The organism is Streptacidiphilus fuscans, from assembly GCF_015690355.1.
Taxonomy (GTDB): Bacteria; Actinomycetota; Actinomycetes; order Streptomycetales; family Streptomycetaceae; genus Streptacidiphilus; species Streptacidiphilus fuscans.
This window is the reverse complement of record NZ_JADPRT010000007.1, coordinates 66,719-83,266: the sequence shown is the minus strand read 5'-3', so window position 1 is coordinate 83,266 and position 16,548 is coordinate 66,719. Positions and strand designations below refer to the sequence as shown.

Here is a 16,548-nt window from a genome sequence, read left to right as displayed (position 1 = left end):
GGCTTTGACGGCTCGTCACTCGGTCGACCGGCTCTCCACCGTCCTCCACCCCCGGGTGGAGGACGCTGCGTCCACCCCCGGTTGGGTGCCTCCGCCCCCTGACGTGGGAGACCGTGGAGACGGACACGCCGTCGACCGTGGGGAGCGTCATCGTGAGTCTGCCTGGATATCTCGCGGAAGCGGGCATCCTCTGCTGGGTCGGCTACGAGCTGCTGCTGCGCCGTCGCGAGGATCCGAACGCCGGTACCTGGCAGGCGGACGACCGCGACCGCGGCTCCACGCGCGTGCTGTTCGCCGCCTACGGAGCGGCGGTGGCCGCCAATGTCGCCCTCGGCCTCGCCGGGGTGGGCGTGCTCCCCGACGGCGTGCGCTGGTGCGGCGTCGCGCTGCTGGCCTGCGGGTTGGCGCTGCGCGCCTGGGGCATGCGCACGCTCGCCGCCTCCTACACCCGCACGCTGCGCACTGTCGACGACCAACACGTGGTGCAGGACGGCCCGTACCGGCTGATCCGCCATCCCGGCTACTGCGGCAGCCTGTTGGTCTGGATCGGCTACTCACTCGGCCTCGGCAGCTGGCCGGCGACACTGGTCGTCACGGCCCTGCTGGTCGCCGCGTACACCTGGCGGATCACCGCGGAGGAACGCCTCCTGCTCGATGCTTTCGGCCCGGTCTACGGCGAGTACCGGGACCGGACGAAGCGCCTGATCCCCTTCGTCTACTGATCCGCTCCGCGGAACGGGTGGTCTGCGGCAGACTTGGCCGACATGGGGGACTGGTACGAGCGACACGAGGCGGGCGAAGGCGTCGTCCGGATCAGCGAGCCGCACACGGATCCGTTGGTCCGGGCGAACCTGTGGTGGTTGCGCGGCAGCGATCGGGACCTCGTCGTCGACGCCGGGCTGGGCGTGGTGACGCTGCGTCAGGAACTGCCTGAGCTCTTCGCGCGCGACCCGCTGGCGGTGCTGACCCACGCGCATCTCGATCACGTGGGCGGCGCGCACGAGTTCCGCGAGCGTGCCGCCCATCCCGCAGCGGCCCGCAGTCTCGCGGAGGGCGTCCCCGCCAGCCTCTTCGGCGCGGAGCTCTGCGAGAAGCTCCGCATTGACGACGCCGGGGAGCCCGTTCCCGAGCTGCTGCTGGACGCCCTGCCGCACCCGGGTTACGACCCGCGCGGCTACCGGATCGAACCGGTCCGGCTGACGCGCGAACTCCGGGCGGACGACCGCGTGGAGCTGGGCGGACGGACCCTGACGGTCCTTCACCTCCCCGGCCACACCGCCGACAGCATCGGCCTGCTGGAGGAGCGCACCGGGGTGCTGTACTCCGGCGACGCGGTCTACGACGGGTACCTGATCGACGACCTCCCCGACTCGGACGTGCCCGCCTACCGGCGCAGCATGGAGCTGCTCGCCGAGCTGGACGTGGCCCTCGTCCACCCCGGTCACGGGCGCAGCTTCGACGGGACGCGCCTGCGTGAACTCGCCGCAGGCTACCTGCGCCGGACGTCGGGCGACCGTTAGCGTCTGTCCTGCGGCTCAGACCGCGGGTGCCTTGGCGGGTGCCCTGTCGGGCGCTTTGGCGGGTGGGAGCAGGGTGAGCAGGCGGTGCGGGCCTGCGGTCAGGGCTCGGGAGACCGCGTCCTCGCGGGCGTGCGGTCGCGCGCCCGGGCCGCGGCGGACCTCGACGTCCTCGGGCGGGACCGGAACGCCGCAGGACGGGCAGCCGGAGAGCGGGTCCAGCACGGTGCCGCAGCTCGCGTGGCTGAAGACCATCCGGGACCCGTCGGGGGAGGAGTGCCGCTCCCCCCACATGGCCAAGGTGTAGATCGGCAGCCACAGTTCGCGTCCGGAGTCGGTCAGCAGGTAGCCGTAGCGGACCGGGGACTGCTGGTACGGCTCCTTGCGCAGCACGCCCGCCGCCACCAGGGACTGGAGCCGTGCGGTGAGCACCGCGCGCGGGATGTCGAGGTGGGCGAGGAAGTCGTTGAAGCGCTGCACCCCGTAGAAGGCGTCGCGGAGGATCAGCATGCTCCAGCGCTCGCCGACCACCTCCAGGGCGCGGGCCAGCGAGCAGTCCTGCAGTTCGTAGTCGATACCGAGCGCCATGGGCTCCAGGATAACCGAAGGTTCATTCATCGAACCAAGGGTGTAGATTGTCGTCAGTAGGTTCATTCACCAGACCTTCTTGCCGGGGAGTGCCATGCCGTCCGACCAGCCCTCCGCCGCGCCGCCGCATCGGCCCGGGACCACGCTGCTGACCGCCTGCTTCGGCACCCTCCTGGTGCTGATCGACTACACCGCGCCGCTGACCACGCTCGGCCCCACCGCCTCCGCCCTGCGCCTCGGCACCACCGCCCAGACGTGGGTGCTGACCGGCACCCTGGTCGGCCTCGCCGCGCTGCTGCTGACCACGGGCAGCCTGGCTGACGACTTCGGCCGCAAGCGCGTCTTCAGCGCGGGCGCGCTGCTCCTGCTGCTCTCGACGGGCATGTCGGCGCTCGCGTCGGGCCCGGCGGTCTTCCTCGCCGGACGGGTGCTCCAGGGCTGCGCGGCGGCGGCGATCCTCGCCCCGAGCCTCGGGCTGATCGGCCACGCCTATCCGGCCGGTCCCGCACGGGTGAAGGCGCTGGGCCACTGGGGCGCGTCGGTCGGACTGGGCATCGCGGTCGGTCCGGTCTACGCGGCGCTGGTCGAGCGGTCCGTCGGGTGGCGCAGCGTCTACGCGCTTCTCGCCGGTCTTGCCGTGCTGCTGCTCGTGCTCAGCGCGTTCGGGCTGACCGAGTCGCGCAACGAGCGCGGGCGCAGGCTCGACCTGCTCGGCGTCCTCGCCCTGGCGGGAGGCAGCTCCTGCCTGATCGCCGGACTGGCCGAGGGCCGCAGCGGCTGGGACCGGACGGGGGTGGTCCTGCTGCTCGTCCTCGGCGTCCTGCTGCTGGCCGTGTTCGTCCTGGTCGAGTCGCGGGTTCGGGAGCCGATGCTCGACCTGGCCCTGTTCCGCAGCCCGGGTTTCGTCGCGGCCGGAAGCGGCGCGCTGTTCACCGGGCTCTCCATCGTCGGGCTCTTCAGCTACCTGCCGATCGTGCTGCAGAAGGCGCTGGGCGAGACGCCGGCGACCGCGGCCTGGGTGCTGGCGATCTGGTCCGGGCTCTCCGTGGTCGCCGCGCTCCAGTCCCGCCGCCTGGCCGCCAGGGTCACGGCCACCACCCAGCTCGCGGGCGCGCTGCTGCTCTGCGGGATCGGCGAAGCCGCCCTGTACGGGCTGCACGCGCACGGGTCGTGGACCCCGCTGATCCCCGGCCTGGTCGTCGCGGGCATCGGCAGCGGCGTGCTGAACGCCGGGCTGGCCCGACTCGCCGTCAGCAGCGTGCCCGCCGACCGCGCGGCGATGGGGTCGGGCGCCAACAACACGGCCCGGTACCTCGGTTCGGCGCTGGGCGTGGCGGTGATGATCACCGTCGTGAGCCAGAGCCGCTCGGCACGCGGCCCAGCGGTGGCCGCGGCGACGGGCGCGAACCACGCGGTGCTGGTCGCGGCCCTGTTCTGCGTGGTCGGTGCGGCGATCGCGCTGTGGGCCCGCATCGCCGAGTCGCGCGCGGCGCGACGGTCGTCGGCGGGGCCGTCCCTGCCGGTCGCCGGTTTGACTGCGGCGGACGGGGTGGTCCGGGCGGTCGGCGGGGAAACCGACGACTCCCGGGCCACCACCCGTGCTTCGATGGGTGGATGAGCTTCCGGAAGGGTCATCAGGTGGACTGGGCCGGGGAGCACCGCACATCCGAACACGCCGCAGAGCGCTCGTTCGTGATCCGTCGCGGTCCCTCGCCCGTCCCCGGCACGGTGTGGACGCCGGTCGGGCGGCCGGGGCCGGTGCCGCTGGTCCTACTGGGACACGGCGGCAGCGGGCACCGGCGCAGCGACCGCATCCTGACGACGGCGGAGCGGGTCACCCGGTCCGGGCACGCGGCGGTCGCCATCGACGGCCCGTTCCACGGCGACCGTGTCCCCTCACCGCTGACGCCGCCCGGGTACCAGGCGCTGATCGCCGCCGAGGGCGTCGACCGCGTGCTGGACCGGATGGCGGACGACTGGCTCGCGGCCCGCGATGTGCTCGTGGGCACGGGAGTTGCCGACCCGGAACGGCAGGCCTACGTCGGGCTGTCCATGGGCACCCGCTTCGGCCTGGCCGCTGCGGTCGGCCTGGGCGAGTCCCTGAGGTGCGCCGTCTTCGGGAAGTTCGGCGTCCAGTCCGCGCCCGACCTCGACCCCGGACTCCAGTCACCCGACCGCGCGTTGCAGGACGCCGCCCGCATCACCGCGCCCGTGCTGTTCCACCTCCAGTGGGACGACGGACTCTTCCCGCGCCAGGGCCAACTCGACCTGTTCGACGCCTTCGCAAGCCCGGACAAGGAACTCCACGCCTTCCCCGGCCCCCACGGCCACACCCCACCGCGCGCCCCGGACCTCCGGCACGCCTTCCTCGACCGGCATCTCGGATGAGTTCCGCGCCCCTGCTCAGGCCGATCAACGAACGGGTCGCGTGGGGAGAAGGTAGCGCGGTTCCCGACGCCGGCGAGCCGGCGAATCCAGATCCGGATAGCGGAAGTTGAGATACACGGCCAGTGCGTGGTCATGTTTCTCCAGCGCGGCGTCCGGCAGTTCCCCGGGTTCGGTCGCGCTGGACTCCAGCACCAGGCGGTTACGTGTGCTGTGTCGTGTCCGGTGGGCGTGCTGCTGCAGTGAGGTTGCCTGTCCACGGCTGCACCACGAGACCCACAGGGACGGGGCCCGCCTCAGCCTCTCCGACGAGAGTCTCCCGTCCGGGCCCGGCGGATAGCTCAGCGCAGCGGTCGGTCGCCACGAGAACGCTTGGCCACTGTCCGAGGGAACCCACGCTCTGCTTCGCCACACGGTTCTTTCCCATCCTGCAGCCGACAGCGCCTCACGGAGTTGGTTGAGGCGCTCTGTCAGATCGCCGTCGAATCCGTAGACCGCGATCACGCCGCGGTCGCACCCCAGGCTCGCGAACCGACGGGGCTCAAAAAGGTTCCCCTGAAAGGGCGAAGGAACCAAGCCCGAGCAGTAGTCCCAGACATCGCTGCCGACCCGATGCAGCCAAGGCGCGCCGTGTTCGAGCGCAGCGAAGTGACTGTCCAGCCATGCCACGACAATGGCGCGCTGGGCGACGAACACCTGTCTGCTGGTCCAGCGCGGCAAGTTGAACTGTCGCCTGGCGATGAGGACGAACCCGATTGGCCGGACGAGCGGCTTCAACGTTCGGATCAGCAGCGGTCGCACCTTCATGCCGCCAGGCCTCCTGCACGGTTGCGTTCCGGTCGGCTCGTCCATCCAGGTTCAACAGGAGCGTACTCCCCGGGCTCAGCCCAACCCCCGTTGCTTCGGCAGGAGGAGCGCCGCCACGGCCACCGACTCCATCGCCGCCGTCTCGCGCGGCGTCCGGCCGCGGGCGCCGCGGCCGAAGAAGCCTCCTTCGTTGTTGGCGTCGGCGACGGCTCCCGCGATCTTCGTCAGGAAGCCGCGGAAGGTGGCCAGTTCGTCGTCCGCCCGGCGCGACAGCAGGGTGCAGGCGGCCTGGATGGCGTCCAGCGCCTTCTTCTCGTACTCGGCGTAGCGGATGCCCGGCCGCAGGCCGGTGTCGAAGGTGGAGGTCGCGGCCAACTCGCGGATCAGGCGCCGGGGATGGGTCAACCCGGCCTCGCGCAGCAGCTGGACCATGGCGAAGATCTCCTCCGCGTCGATCTCCCCTTCGGCGAGGGCGACCAGGACGCCGGCGGCCATCAGGGCCTGGTGCAGCGTCGCCCACTCGTCCGGCGTGAAGTCGATCTCGCCCACCCCGTCCGCACCCGGACCGGTCCGCAGCACCTGGAAGCCGATGTCGGCCAGCACGGTCGGCAGATAGCGCACGGCGTCCACGGCCTGCGCGCGTGCGGGCGCGGAGAGTTCCTCCCAGGGCGTCAACTCGCCCTGGCGCGGGCCGCCCTGGGCCTGGGCCTCCTCCTCGCTCAGCCGGTACTCGTGCTCCAGACGGGCCAGCACCTCCGCCTCCTGGTCGTCGAAGGCGGTGACCGGTTCGGGGCCGTGGGCGGTGGGGGCGGCGGGGAACGTCAGGCATCCGATCGCAGCCAGGCTCTCGCCGACACGGCGCGCGTGCTCCAGACCGGCCTCACGCGACTCGTCAGGCAGCGCGTGCCAGGGGCGCAGTGCCGCTCCGCCGGAGGACTGTTGAGATGCGGGTTCGGGGCTGGTCGCCTGCATCCGGCTCTGGTGCAGGGCCTGCGCCAGGTGCTCGGCGACCTGGGCCGAGGTGTAGTCGGCGAGGCTGTCGATGACGAGGTCCTGTGCGGCGAGCCGCGCCTTCATGCGGCGGCACTCGTGCAGGATCGCCTCGGCGTCGAGGAAGGTCTGCTCGGACCTCCGGTCGCCGGAGAGGCTGAGCACCTTCTGCCCGACCATGATCACGATCATGAAGACCAGCTGCGCGAAGGTGGAGAGGAAGGACATGAACGCGAACGGGTACGGGTCGAAGGACTGCAACCCCAGCTCGGCCGCGCCGATCCAGACGACCTGCGTCCCGGCCGCGATGTAGAACGCGCCCATGCTGCCCAGTCGCCCGGTCAGCCAGGCCGCGATCCGCCCGTTGACGCCGACCGCGTGGTCCACCGCCTGTGGTGGTGGCTGGACCCGGTGGCCGCGGATCCACGGGTGGGGGCTGGACTCCAGCAGGCTGGCGCCGCGCCCCAGCGCCCGGTCGTGCCGGTCGAGATGCGCCTGCAGGTCCGCGACCTGCGCGAAGATCGCCTCCGCGTTGGTGTAGGTCTGCACGGCCCGTCGGTCGGCGGCCTTTCCGAGCACGCGTTGGCCGACCAGGATCACCGCGCAGAGCACCAACTGCACGACGTTGTTGAGGAAGAGCAGGAACCCGAACGGGTAGGGGTCGATCCGGTGCAGCGGGCCCCAGGTGGCCAGAACCATCCAGGTGCCGCAGAAGACCAGCGTGAGGTAGAGCGCGGGCATGGACCCGACACCCCTGGTCAGGGCGGCGGCGATCGCGCCGTTGACGCCCACCCGCTCGTCGGCGATCGTGACGGGCTGCTGGGGCAGCCCGGCTGCCGTTTCGCCGACGTCAGTCACAGGCACTCCCCAGATTGGTCCGGAGGGGCATGTGACCATTCGTCATCTCCGGTGCGCAAGTCCACCCGTGTGATCCAGCCGTGCCCGCACGACGTGGCGCGGAGCGTGTTGCTCGTGTTGGGGTGGTCGGCGGTGCGACGCGCTGACGCGGAGAGGCAACCGCCGTGTCCCACGCGGCGGTTGCCTCATCGGTCCCGGGTCCGTGCCCTCCCCTCGTAGGGCACGGGCCGTCGGCAGGTGCGGGCGGGCAGCTTCACCGCCGCTGTGAGCGATCTTTCGTGATGCGACCAGGATGTGCCAAGTGTCCGCTGCCCCCGCGCGGCCGTCCCACCCCGGCGCACGCCGCTGACCAGCACTTTGAGACGCGTCTCCGGCCGAAGTGGTGACGCGGGCGGCGGCGCGGACGCGGACCGGAGCGGTCGGTGCACCCGAAGTAGTCGGGCCTAGGACCAAAGTCCGAGTGGATTCAAGATTAGACTTTGTCTAAACTAGACCACGTTCGACAGAAAGGATCGAAGCCATGGGCACCGCGAGCATCTCCCCTCAGCTCCACGACCCCGCTGACCAGCGCGCGGCGCGTGCCCGCTTCCGCGCGGCCCTGGACGCCGAGCGGCAGAGCGCTGTGCTCTACCGCGCGCTCGCGGACGGAGCGGAAGGCGAGCGGCGGCAGATCCTGCTGGAGTTGGCCGCCATCGAGGAGCGGCACGCCGCGCACTGGGAGGACAAGCTCACCGAACTCGGCGAGTCCGTGCCGCAGCCGAGGCGCGTCGGACCCCGTGTCCGGGCGCTGTCCTGGCTGGCACGCCGGTACTCGGTCGATCTGGCGCTGCCCTTCGTCGAGCGCGCGGAGCGGGCGGACTCGGGCCTCTATCTGGGCGATCCCGACGCCGCCCCCGGCATGGCCGCCGACGAGCGCTCCCACGCCCGCGTGCTGACCCGTCTGCGCGAGGACGGTTCCGCGCCCGTGGCCCAGCAGGAGGAGACCGGCGGGCGCGGCATCCTGCGCCGCGAGCGCTGGCACCGCAGCGACCGGTCCGGCGCGCTGCGCGCGGGGGTCTTCGGCGTCAACGACGGTCTGGTCTCCAACGGCTCGCTGGTGCTGGGCTTCGCGGGCTCCGGCGCCTCGGCGGCGACCGTCCTGTTCGCGGGCGTCGCAGGGCTGCTCGCCGGTGCCTTCTCGATGGCGGCGGGGGAGTACATCTCCATGCGCAGCCAGCGCGAGTCCTACGAGCGTGAACTCTCCCTGGAGGCGGCCGAACTGGCGGAGGACCCCGAGGCCGAGGCCGAGGAGCTCGCGCTGATCTACCGGGCCAAGGGCCTGAGCGCGGACGAGGCGCAGCAGGTCGCCGCAACCATCATGAAGGACCCCGACAGCGCCCTGGAGACCATGGCCCGCGAGGAACTCGGGCTCGACCCTGACGAGTTGGGCTCGCCCTGGGCCGCCGCCCTGTCCAGCCTGCTCGCCTTCGCCCTCGGCGCGGTGGTCGTCATCCTTCCGTACCTCTTCGGCAGCGGCGGCAGCGCCGCGCTGGTCACGGCCGTGGCCCTGACGGGACTGGCGCTGTTCACCGTCGGCGGCGCGCTCGGCCTGGTCAACGGCCGACCGCTGCTCCGCTCCGGCCTGCGCCAGCTCCTGGTCGGCGGCGGCGCGGCGCTGCTCGTCTTCGTGTTCGGTCACGTGATCGGCGCGGGTGGACTGCACTGAGAGAACTGAGATGTGCGTGCGGACGTGCCGTCAACTCCGGGCGAACGACGTACCGAAGGCGACCACACCGGCCGCCGCCGCGCTGGTGAAGACGATCGCAGCCGCCTTGGCGGCGGAGTCCACCTGGCCCGACTGGCCCACCAGCGGCCAGAGGACTCCGTGCAGTGCCAGAGCCACGGGCATGGCGAACGAGGCGGCCACGGCGGCGTGGCGCACCGCCCTCGACTTCGACGCCCTCGACCCCCTCTTCGTCACCACGCTCGTGCCGCCGCCGGGTGCGGACTCTGGGCCGGAGTTGGCGCCGTGGTCGGCGCGGGTCGCCTGGGGGACTGCGATCCGCAGGACGGCATTGCAGCACATGCAGAAGGCGAAGTAGCCGCCTCCGGCCACGCCGACGCTCAGAACGAAGAGCAGCGGGCTCGTCCAGCCCTCGCCGATCGCCTGCGCTGCGCTCTGCGCAAGGCCCGCCGCCAGGCTCGCCGCCGCCGCGAGCGCCACGACATGGCGGCGGATCCAGTCGATCACCGCGTCGCTGAGCAGGCGCGCGGCCAACTGCACTCCGGTGTCCGGGAGATGCGAGGCCAGGCGGAGCGCGAGGACGGCCAGGTCGCCGAGCCAGTCGCCGTCGGGTCGGCGTCGGCCCTGGGCTGGCAGTCGGCGCAGCGCATGCCACAGCAGGACGAAGGCCGCGACTGTGCCGGCGGTGAGCAGGGCCAGTGCCGCGATCATCCAGGGCGTGCCCTGGTCCCAGCGCGCACGGTCCGCCCGGAGCGCCACCGCGGCCCAGTCGAGCAGTGCCGTCGCGCCGACCAGCAGCACGGACAGCCCTGCGGCGCGCAGGAGTTGCTCCGCTCGGTACACCGGCTGCGGTTCACCCCGCCGGTACAGCAGCGCCCGGACCGCCGTCAGCACGACGAGCGCGGGGACCAGGAACAGCGTGAAGGACACCCCGACGTCGTAGGGGTCGTCCTGCCAAGGGCTTCCGGCCCGCACCGAGTGGACGTGTGCCGTGACGTAGCCGAAGGCCGTGAACGTCACGGCCGTGGCGAGTGCGACCCACAGGGCTCGAAGGGTGCTCCGTCGGGAGTCGTGGTCGGCAGTCAGAAAGCGTTCGCGCGGCTCCGGCGCGATTTCGTCGTTCGACATGGCGGCATAGTACACAGTGCGTAGTACGCGCCGCGTGCTACTTGAGGTGTACTACCTGGTGCGTAGTACCGTGAGAAACGCCCGGACGGGCCCGGAGCGATGAGGAGAGCATCACGATGCAGGCGAACGACGCCCAGACGCTGGTGCTGTGCGCACTGGTCGACGGTCCCTTGCACGGGTACGCCATCAACGCCGCGATCGAGGACCTGGTCGGTGAGCGCCTGGGTCCTGGCAGTCTGTACGGGGCCCTGGCCCGTCTGGAGGCCAAGGAGCTGATCGAACCGGCCGAGGAGCAGGGGCGACAGCGACCGGTCCGGCTGACGCCGAAGGGCCGTCAGGTGCTGGAGCAGGAGCTCCGGTCGATGGCGAAGGTCGCACACGCGGGGCTGCGCGGCCTGGGGGTGAACCCGGCATGACCGTGCGGCAGGGCCTGGTCCGGCTGTATCCGGCCGCCTTCCGGGACCGGTGGGGCGCCTCGATGGCGTCGGACGACGGGTGGGACCGCGCGGCGGACCACGAGCCAGGCCGCCGGACGGCCGGCACCGCGGCCGGATGGCGCACCTGGGTGAGCCTGCTCGCCGGCGCCGCGGACATCTGGCTGCACCCCGTGATCTGGCCCGTCGACCGCCGGGCCCAACGCCGGGAGCGGGCAGCCGTGTTGGCCCTTGCCGTGGCCGCACTCGTCGGTCTGCTCGGCCATGCGGCCGGAGAGCTGGGCGTCCCGCTGCGCACGGCCCCGGGCGGTGCCTGGATCGCGCGGGCCAGTGCTGTCCTGCTGCTGCTCGGTCTGGTCCTCGTCGCCCCGCTGCCCCGACCGACCCGTGCCGCCGCCACCGCCCTGCTCGGCCGCGCCGTGCGGCGTCTGGTGCCGCCGCTGGTGGCCGTCGTCGCATTCGTGGCCGTGGCGCACCGCTACGGGCCCGTGATCGCCGCGAGCCCGTGGCGACTCGTCGCGGTCGCCGGCTGGTGGGCGGCGCTCGCTGCCGTGGGCGTCCAGGCCTGCCGCGTCCTCGCGGGCCTGGGTGGGACGGCGGTGCGACCACCTCGACCGCGACGGCTGCGACTGGGCCTGTGGGGCCTGACCGCGGCGAGCGTGCTCGCGGGTTCGAACGAGCTCGCCTCCGCGATCGCCCGGCAGGGCGTCGACGGCATCGGGTTCGCCGCCGGGGCCGTGCTGCTGGCGGCCGCGTGGGCGCTGGCGGCAACGCTGCGTGATCTGCACAGCGTCGCGGCGGACTGATCGCGCGGGCTTCCCCGTGTCGCCACCTTCCCGGTGCCGCCACCATCAGCCCATCAAATGTCTCTTTTGCGCGATCTGACCTGACAATGGGGAGGTTGGCGAAAGCCCCTGGAGCCCTGGAGGCTCGTGATGGAACTCGACCTGCTGCGCCCGCTGTACGACACCGACACCGAAGGTCCGGTGGTGTCGGTCCACATGGACACCAGTCGTACCGACCAGGACGCGGACAAGCGCCTGGAGCTCACCTGGCGCGACCTGCGCCGGGACCTGGTCGCGCAGGGCGTGGACGAGTCGACACTGAGCGTCCTGGACGACGCAGTCGGCGGCTCGCCGCACATCGTCGGGCCGCAGGGCGAGTCGCTGTTCGCGGCGCAGGGGAAGCTGCTCGGCGCGTTCACCCTCTCGGCGCCCCCAGCCAGGACCCGGGCGGTGGTCCAGGCGGTCGCGGATCCACTGGAGACCGTGCTGGACCTGGACCACCAGGTCCCCTACGTGGTGGTGGCGCTGGACCGCGAGGGCGGTGACATCGACGCCTACCCGGTGGGCGCGTTCGACGCGGCCACCAGTCGCACGTACGACGGCAGCACCCTGCACATCACCCGGGTCCGCGGCGGCGGCCCGTCCATGGCCTCCTACCACCGCCGCAGCCTGAACCTGTGGACCCGGAACGCCCAGGGGGTCGCGGCCGAGATCGCCGAGGCGGTGTCGGCGGTCGACGCCCGGGTGGTCTTCGTCGGCGGCGACCCGAAGGCGCTCGGCGTGCTGCGCGAGCTGCTGCCCACGCATCGCATCCACGTCCCGCTGGTGGACGTGTCGGGCGGGCGCGGCGGCGAGGACGCCGAAGCCGCGCTGCGCCGGTCCGTGGACACCGAGCTCGCCACGGCCTCCGACCGGATCCACGAGCAGGCGATGGAGGACTACCGCGAGGCGCTCGGCCGGAAGCTGGCGGTGCAGGGCATCCCGGCCGTCTCGGACGTGTTCGCCGTCGGCAACGTCCACACCCTGCTGCTCCACTCCGACCGCGACGCCGATCCGCTGAAGTGGGGAACGCCCGGTGACCCGAAGCTGGTCGCCAGCTCGCCCAAGGCGCTCGGCGAGCACGAGTCCACCGCTTTCGAGGCGCCGGCCTCGTCCCTGCTGCTGCGTGCCGCCACCCTCACCGACGCCGCCTTCGCCGAGATCCTCCCGGTAGCCCCTGTCGACGACGGTTGCGCCGCGATCCTGCGCTACGGCGAGTGATCCGCCCCGCGTGGGGCGGGGAGTGACCCATTCCGTGCCAGGTCGTTGCCAGTGCATGAAGAAGGTCATCGCGCTCGCCGCACTTACCACCGCAGGTATCGCCGTCGCCGCCCCCGCACAAGCCGACGACGGCGCGAACTCGCCCCAGTCCAAGGGCTTCAAGGCTGTCGTCACCTGCCTCCCCGACCTCGTCCTCACGCCCGTCACGGGTCCGGCCGCCGCCACCCACTGCGTGAGGGGACAGCTCTTCGACCACTCCAACTGAGCCTTCGCCGACTCGGCGACGCGGTGGTGCAGCCGGACCGGTCGCGGACGCTAGAGTCCTGCGTATGCGCTACATCATCGTCGGGGCGGGCGCCGTTGGCGGCGCTGTCGGCGGCCGGTTGGCCCAGAGCGGGCGCGAGGTCGCCCTGGTCGCGCGCGGCGCGCATCTGGACGCGCTGCGCAACACCGGGCTGCGGCTGGTGACGCCTCAGGGTGAGGAGCGCCTGCGCATCCCCTCCTACGCCCACCACGAGGACATGGGCCCGCTCGGCGCGGAAGACGTGCTGGTGCTCGCGGTCAAGTCGCAGGACAGCGAGGGGCTGCTGCGTCAGTGGTCGCTCGCGCCCGTCCTGGGCGGCGGCACGGCGGGCGAGGTCCTGCCGATCGTCTGCGCGCAGAACGGCGTCGCCAACGAGCGCACCGCGCTGCGGCACTTCCGCACGGTGGTGGGCATGACCGTGTGGCTGCCCGCGACCCATCTGGAGCCCGGCACGGTGGTGGCGCACTGTGCTCCGCTCACCGGCATCCTGACGCTCGGTCACTTCCCCGAGAACGGTGCGGAGAGCGCGGACTCGGCGTTGCTGCGCCAGATCGCCGCCGACCTGGAGGCGTCGTACTTCGCCGCCCCCGTCGTGCCGGACGTGATGCGCTGGAAGCACGGAAAGCTGCTCAACAACCTTGCCAACGCCCTGGAGGCGCTGCTCGGCCGCTCCGCGCTGGCGCAGGGGGCCGGAGCCGAGGACCTGTTGGCGCAGGTGAGGGCCGAGGGCGTGGCCGTGCTCGACGCGGCCGGGATCCCCTACAACTCCGAGAAGGAGCGCTCGGTGGTCCAGGGCGAGCGGATGCGGGTCGTGGACATCCCCGAGGTCGACCGGGCCGGGGGCTCGACCTGGCAGAGCCTGACCCGTGGCGGCAGCGTCGAGGCGGACTACCTCAACGGCGAGATCGCCCTGCTGGGCCGGATGCACGGCGTGCCGACCCCGCTCAACGACCTGCTGCGCCACGAGGTCACCCGGCTGGCCCTCGAGGGCCTCCCGCCCGGCAGCGTCTCCGCCGACGAGCTCCGCGCGATGCTCGGCGGCGCACGCACCGCCTGAGCAGGGCCTGGAGAGCCACGTCTCAGGGCCTCTGTCTGGGTCAGTCCGCGACGCGGTAGGAGGTGCCGTCGGCCGAGCGGGTCAGGAATCCGTTCTCTACCAGGTAGCGGCGCAGCGCGGCGCAGTCGTCCCAGTACTGCTTGAGCGCGATGTTGACCTCGGGCTCGGTGTAGCGGACGCCCGGCTCGAAGATCCGCTCCGTCAGGTACGCCAGTAGCGCGAGTCGCCGCGCGGGGCGGACCGGGATCTCGGTCAGCCGTCCGTCGCGGAAGAGCTGCGCCACGTCCGCGCCGGGCCCGCCGGGCACGTCCTGCTGCTTGGCAGGACCGCGCAGGGCTGCGGCGAACGGCTCGGCGTCCGCAACCAGCCGGCCGTCCTCGGACCGCGCCCGGAGCAGGCCTGCCGCCACCAACCGGGCGGCGTGACGCCCGAGTTCGGCAGGAGCCACGCCCTCGGCCCCGGCCAGGACGGCGGTGGCGTAGGCGTGCAGGCGGTCCTGGTCCGCGAGCGCGGAGGCGAGCGGTGCGAGCTGCGACACATCAGGCATGCCTTGGAGGCTAGCCCTGGCCCGAGCGACGGAGCGACCGAATTGTTGCCGGTCCCCGCTCGGTCCGCGTTCGGTCCGCGTTCGGTCCCGTTCGGACCGTGATCGGGCTCACCGTCCGGTTCGGTGTGGGAGCACGGCAACTGGTGCATGATCAGCAGCAGTGTGAACGCAGAGCGGAGGACGGGCGTGAGCGAGGCATCGGGCGAGGTCGCGGGCGGTGCGACGGCGCGCCCTGAGGCGGGTGGCGTCGCGGAGGTTCGGCCGCCCGGCGGCGCGTTCGTCGCGGAGACGACGCCGGACGCCGCCTCCGGCGTGGAGCGCACGGCACTGCTGTTCGAGCGGCAGGCCCTCGGCTGCGAGGAACTCGGCTCACCGTTCTACGCCGGTCTGCTGCGCCGGGCCGCCGAGGACGTCCGTGCCGGTGGCCCGTGCGCCGACGCGGTCGCCGGGTACGAGCAGGCTCCCGGCCCGGACGCCATCGCGCTGCGCCTGCTGGGCGGCGTGCACGCGCTCGTCCTCACCGGCCGGGCGCCCCGCCTCGCGCCGTACTACCCGAGCGCCGGCGGCACCGCCGACGCCTCACGGTCGGACGCGTGCTGGCGGGAGTTCCGCCAGGTCGTCGCCGACGAACTGCCGTGGATCCGCGACTGGATGACCCGGCCGCCGCAGACCAACGAGGTGGGCCGGGCGAACCTGCTGATCGCCGCTCTGCTGCGCGCCTCCGTGGACCACCCGCTGCCGATCCGTCTCTTCGAGCTCGGTTCCAGCGCTGGGCTCAACCTCCGTCCCGAACTCTTCCGCTACAGCGCGCCCGGCTACACGTGGGGCAGCCCGGACTCGCCGGTGCACCTGGACGACGCCTGGCAGGGCGGCGTGCCGACCTGGCTGGCCGAGGCGGCCGAGTCACACCCCACCCTCGACGTGGTCGAACGCCATGGCTGCGACCTGACCCCCATCGACCCGCTCACCGAGAGCGGCGCACTGGCGCTGCGTGCCTACGTCTGGGCCGACCAGCCCGCCCGCTCCGCCCGCCTGCGCGGCGCCCTGGAGCTGGCCGCCCGGCACCCGGCCCAGGTGCAGCGGCTGGGAGCGGCGGAGTTCCTCAAGGGCGTGCACGTCCAGGACGGGACGCTGACCGTGGTCTGGCACTCGATCATGAAGCAGTACGTCCCGGCGCAGGAATGGGCCGAGGTCAGCGCCGAACTGGCCCGTCTCGCCGGTGAGAGCAGCGCGGAAGCGCCGTTCGCCTACGTCTCCTTCGAGCCGGAACGGGTCGGCAACAGCTTCCCCTTCCGCGCGTCGGTGCGCATCGGCACGCGGGACCGGATCCTGCTGGCTGAGGCGTACCCGCACGGGCTGCCCGCCTGGGCGATGTGAGCGAGCCGGGCCTCGCGGGCGAGGCGGGCGATACGGGCGATGTGACCGATGGGAGCGATGCGACGTAGCCGCCCGTCGTCCCGTCAGCGGGAGTTGGCCTCGCCGCTGGGCCGACGTATCCGGTCGACGAAGCCGAGCATTTCGTCGGCCGTGGGCCAGCGGGCGGTGGTCAGCCGCTTCGGCGCAGGGCCGGTCGGGCCGGTCCCGGTGGAGCGGGCCGCCTCGCCGGCGTCCGTGCCCGCTGTTGCGTCCGCCTGGCGGGGGCGGTCCCAGTGGCGGAGGGCGTCGGCCTCCTGCGTGCACTCGTCGCTGAGCCGCGCGAGGTCGTCCTCGGAGAAGCGGTGCTGGCGGTCCTGCACGGCCCAGCGCAGCTCCTCCGCGGCGTGCATGATCCGCTCGGCGCGCCGCCGCAGCTCCGGGAGCTTGGCGTCCACACGGGCGGCGTCGGGCTCGCGCTCCAGCACGCGCAACTGGCCGTCGAGCTCGGCCGCGTGCTCGCTGAGCCGCCGAAGCAGCGCCATCGACTCACCGACCTGGGCGTCCTGCGAGGAAGCGGCGTTGAGTGCGTCCCGCGTGCCCTCCAGGGAGCTGCGCAGCCGGAGCCGCGTGGTGGCGATCCGGCCCTGGGAGCCGAGATTGGTGTACGCCTTCGTCCTGAGGCTGAGGTCCTCCGCCTTGGCTCCGACCGCGCGGGCGGCCCGGACCATCCCGAGGACCACCAGGACGATCACGCTGATGCCGACGAGGGCGAACAAGGCGCTCAGCACTCCTGCAACCTCCATGGCCGA

General features: G+C 72.6%; 17 protein-coding genes. 11 read left to right on the top strand and 6 right to left on the bottom strand.

The window, feature by feature from the left end; all coding sequences use genetic code 11:
* Positions 1-152: 152 nt before the first annotated feature.
* Positions 153-722, top strand: coding sequence for a methyltransferase family protein (locus I2501_RS18190; RefSeq protein WP_328806441.1), 570 nt, complete (start codon positions 153-155; stop codon positions 720-722).
* A 42-nt stretch (positions 723-764) separates the two neighbouring features.
* A complete protein-coding gene (locus I2501_RS18185) occupies positions 765-1,520 on the top strand; it encodes an MBL fold metallo-hydrolase (protein WP_196195140.1) in 756 nt (251 codons plus the stop codon).
* Between the two features lie 15 nt (positions 1,521-1,535).
* Here the strand turns inward: I2501_RS18185 and I2501_RS18180 are convergent, their stop codons facing one another.
* Complete coding sequence (locus tag I2501_RS18180) at positions 1,536-2,105, bottom strand: winged helix-turn-helix transcriptional regulator (protein ID WP_196195139.1); 570 nt, start codon at positions 2,103-2,105, stop codon at positions 1,536-1,538.
* Between the two features lie 94 nt (positions 2,106-2,199).
* Between I2501_RS18180 and I2501_RS18175 the strand changes: the two genes are divergently transcribed.
* Both I2501_RS18175 and I2501_RS18170 read left to right on the top strand, forming a co-directional pair.
* Complete coding sequence (locus tag I2501_RS18175) at positions 2,200-3,723, top strand: MFS transporter (RefSeq protein ID WP_196195138.1); 1,524 nt, start codon at positions 2,200-2,202, stop codon at positions 3,721-3,723.
* Positions 3,720-4,493 carry a dienelactone hydrolase family protein gene (locus I2501_RS18170; protein ID WP_196195137.1) on the top strand — a complete coding sequence of 258 codons (774 nt, stop codon included), beginning with the start codon at positions 3,720-3,722 and terminating at the stop codon, positions 4,491-4,493. Before I2501_RS18175 ends, I2501_RS18170 begins: the two co-directional genes overlap by 4 nt.
* A gap of 24 nt (positions 4,494-4,517) precedes the next feature.
* Here the strand turns inward: I2501_RS18170 and I2501_RS18165 are convergent, their stop codons facing one another.
* A complete protein-coding gene (locus I2501_RS18165) occupies positions 4,518-5,297 on the bottom strand; it encodes a hypothetical protein (RefSeq protein WP_196195136.1) in 780 nt (259 codons plus the stop codon).
* A 75-nt stretch (positions 5,298-5,372) separates the two neighbouring features.
* Entirely contained in the window at positions 5,373-7,145 is a 1,773-nt protein-coding gene (locus tag I2501_RS18160; protein ID WP_196195135.1) for a DUF1003 domain-containing protein, read from the bottom strand.
* Positions 7,146-7,665: 520 nt separating this feature from the next.
* On the opposite strand from I2501_RS18160, the gene I2501_RS18155 reads away from it, so the two are divergent.
* On the top strand, positions 7,666-8,850 hold the full coding sequence (locus I2501_RS18155) for a VIT1/CCC1 transporter family protein (RefSeq protein ID WP_196195134.1): 1,185 nt from the start codon (positions 7,666-7,668) through the stop codon (positions 8,848-8,850).
* A gap of 30 nt (positions 8,851-8,880) precedes the next feature.
* Here I2501_RS18155 and I2501_RS18150 read toward each other — a convergent pair whose 3' ends face one another.
* The gene (locus I2501_RS18150) at positions 8,881-9,996 is read right to left on the bottom strand and encodes a hypothetical protein (RefSeq protein WP_196195133.1); all 1,116 of its coding nucleotides are present in this window, start codon (positions 9,994-9,996) and stop codon (positions 8,881-8,883) included.
* Between the two features lie 116 nt (positions 9,997-10,112).
* On the opposite strand from I2501_RS18150, the gene I2501_RS18145 reads away from it, so the two are divergent.
* The 5 genes from I2501_RS18145 (at position 10,113) to I2501_RS18125 (ending at position 13,836) form a co-directional block, all read left to right on the top strand.
* On the top strand, positions 10,113-10,412 hold the full coding sequence (locus I2501_RS18145) for a PadR family transcriptional regulator (RefSeq protein ID WP_196195132.1): 300 nt from the start codon (positions 10,113-10,115) through the stop codon (positions 10,410-10,412).
* Entirely contained in the window at positions 10,409-11,236 is an 828-nt protein-coding gene (locus I2501_RS18140) for a hypothetical protein (protein WP_196195131.1), read from the top strand. The genes I2501_RS18145 and I2501_RS18140 overlap by 4 nt, the downstream gene beginning before the upstream one ends.
* A 129-nt stretch (positions 11,237-11,365) precedes the next feature.
* Positions 11,366-12,475 carry a baeRF2 domain-containing protein gene (locus I2501_RS18135; RefSeq protein ID WP_196195130.1) on the top strand — a complete coding sequence of 370 codons (1,110 nt, stop codon included), beginning with the start codon at positions 11,366-11,368 and terminating at the stop codon, positions 12,473-12,475.
* A 55-nt stretch (positions 12,476-12,530) separates the two neighbouring features.
* Positions 12,531-12,740 (top strand): hypothetical protein, encoded by a 210-nt coding sequence (locus tag I2501_RS18130; protein ID WP_196195129.1) that lies wholly within the window; start codon positions 12,531-12,533, stop codon positions 12,738-12,740.
* A gap of 64 nt (positions 12,741-12,804) precedes the next feature.
* Positions 12,805-13,836 (top strand): ketopantoate reductase family protein, encoded by a 1,032-nt coding sequence (locus I2501_RS18125; protein ID WP_196195128.1) that lies wholly within the window; start codon positions 12,805-12,807, stop codon positions 13,834-13,836.
* A gap of 40 nt (positions 13,837-13,876) precedes the next feature.
* Here the strand turns inward: I2501_RS18125 and I2501_RS40625 are convergent, their stop codons facing one another.
* Entirely contained in the window at positions 13,877-14,383 is a 507-nt protein-coding gene (locus tag I2501_RS40625; RefSeq protein ID WP_196195127.1) for a DUF2087 domain-containing protein, read from the bottom strand.
* A gap of 186 nt (positions 14,384-14,569) precedes the next feature.
* Here I2501_RS40625 and I2501_RS18115 point away from each other — a divergent pair, with 186 nt between their 5' ends.
* Entirely contained in the window at positions 14,570-15,760 is a 1,191-nt protein-coding gene (locus tag I2501_RS18115; protein ID WP_328806439.1) for a DUF2332 domain-containing protein, read from the top strand.
* An 83-nt stretch (positions 15,761-15,843) separates the two neighbouring features.
* Here the strand turns inward: I2501_RS18115 and I2501_RS18110 are convergent, their stop codons facing one another.
* A complete protein-coding gene (locus I2501_RS18110; RefSeq protein ID WP_196195125.1) occupies positions 15,844-16,542 on the bottom strand; it encodes a hypothetical protein in 699 nt (232 codons plus the stop codon).
* Between the last annotated feature and the right edge of the window lie 6 nt (positions 16,543-16,548).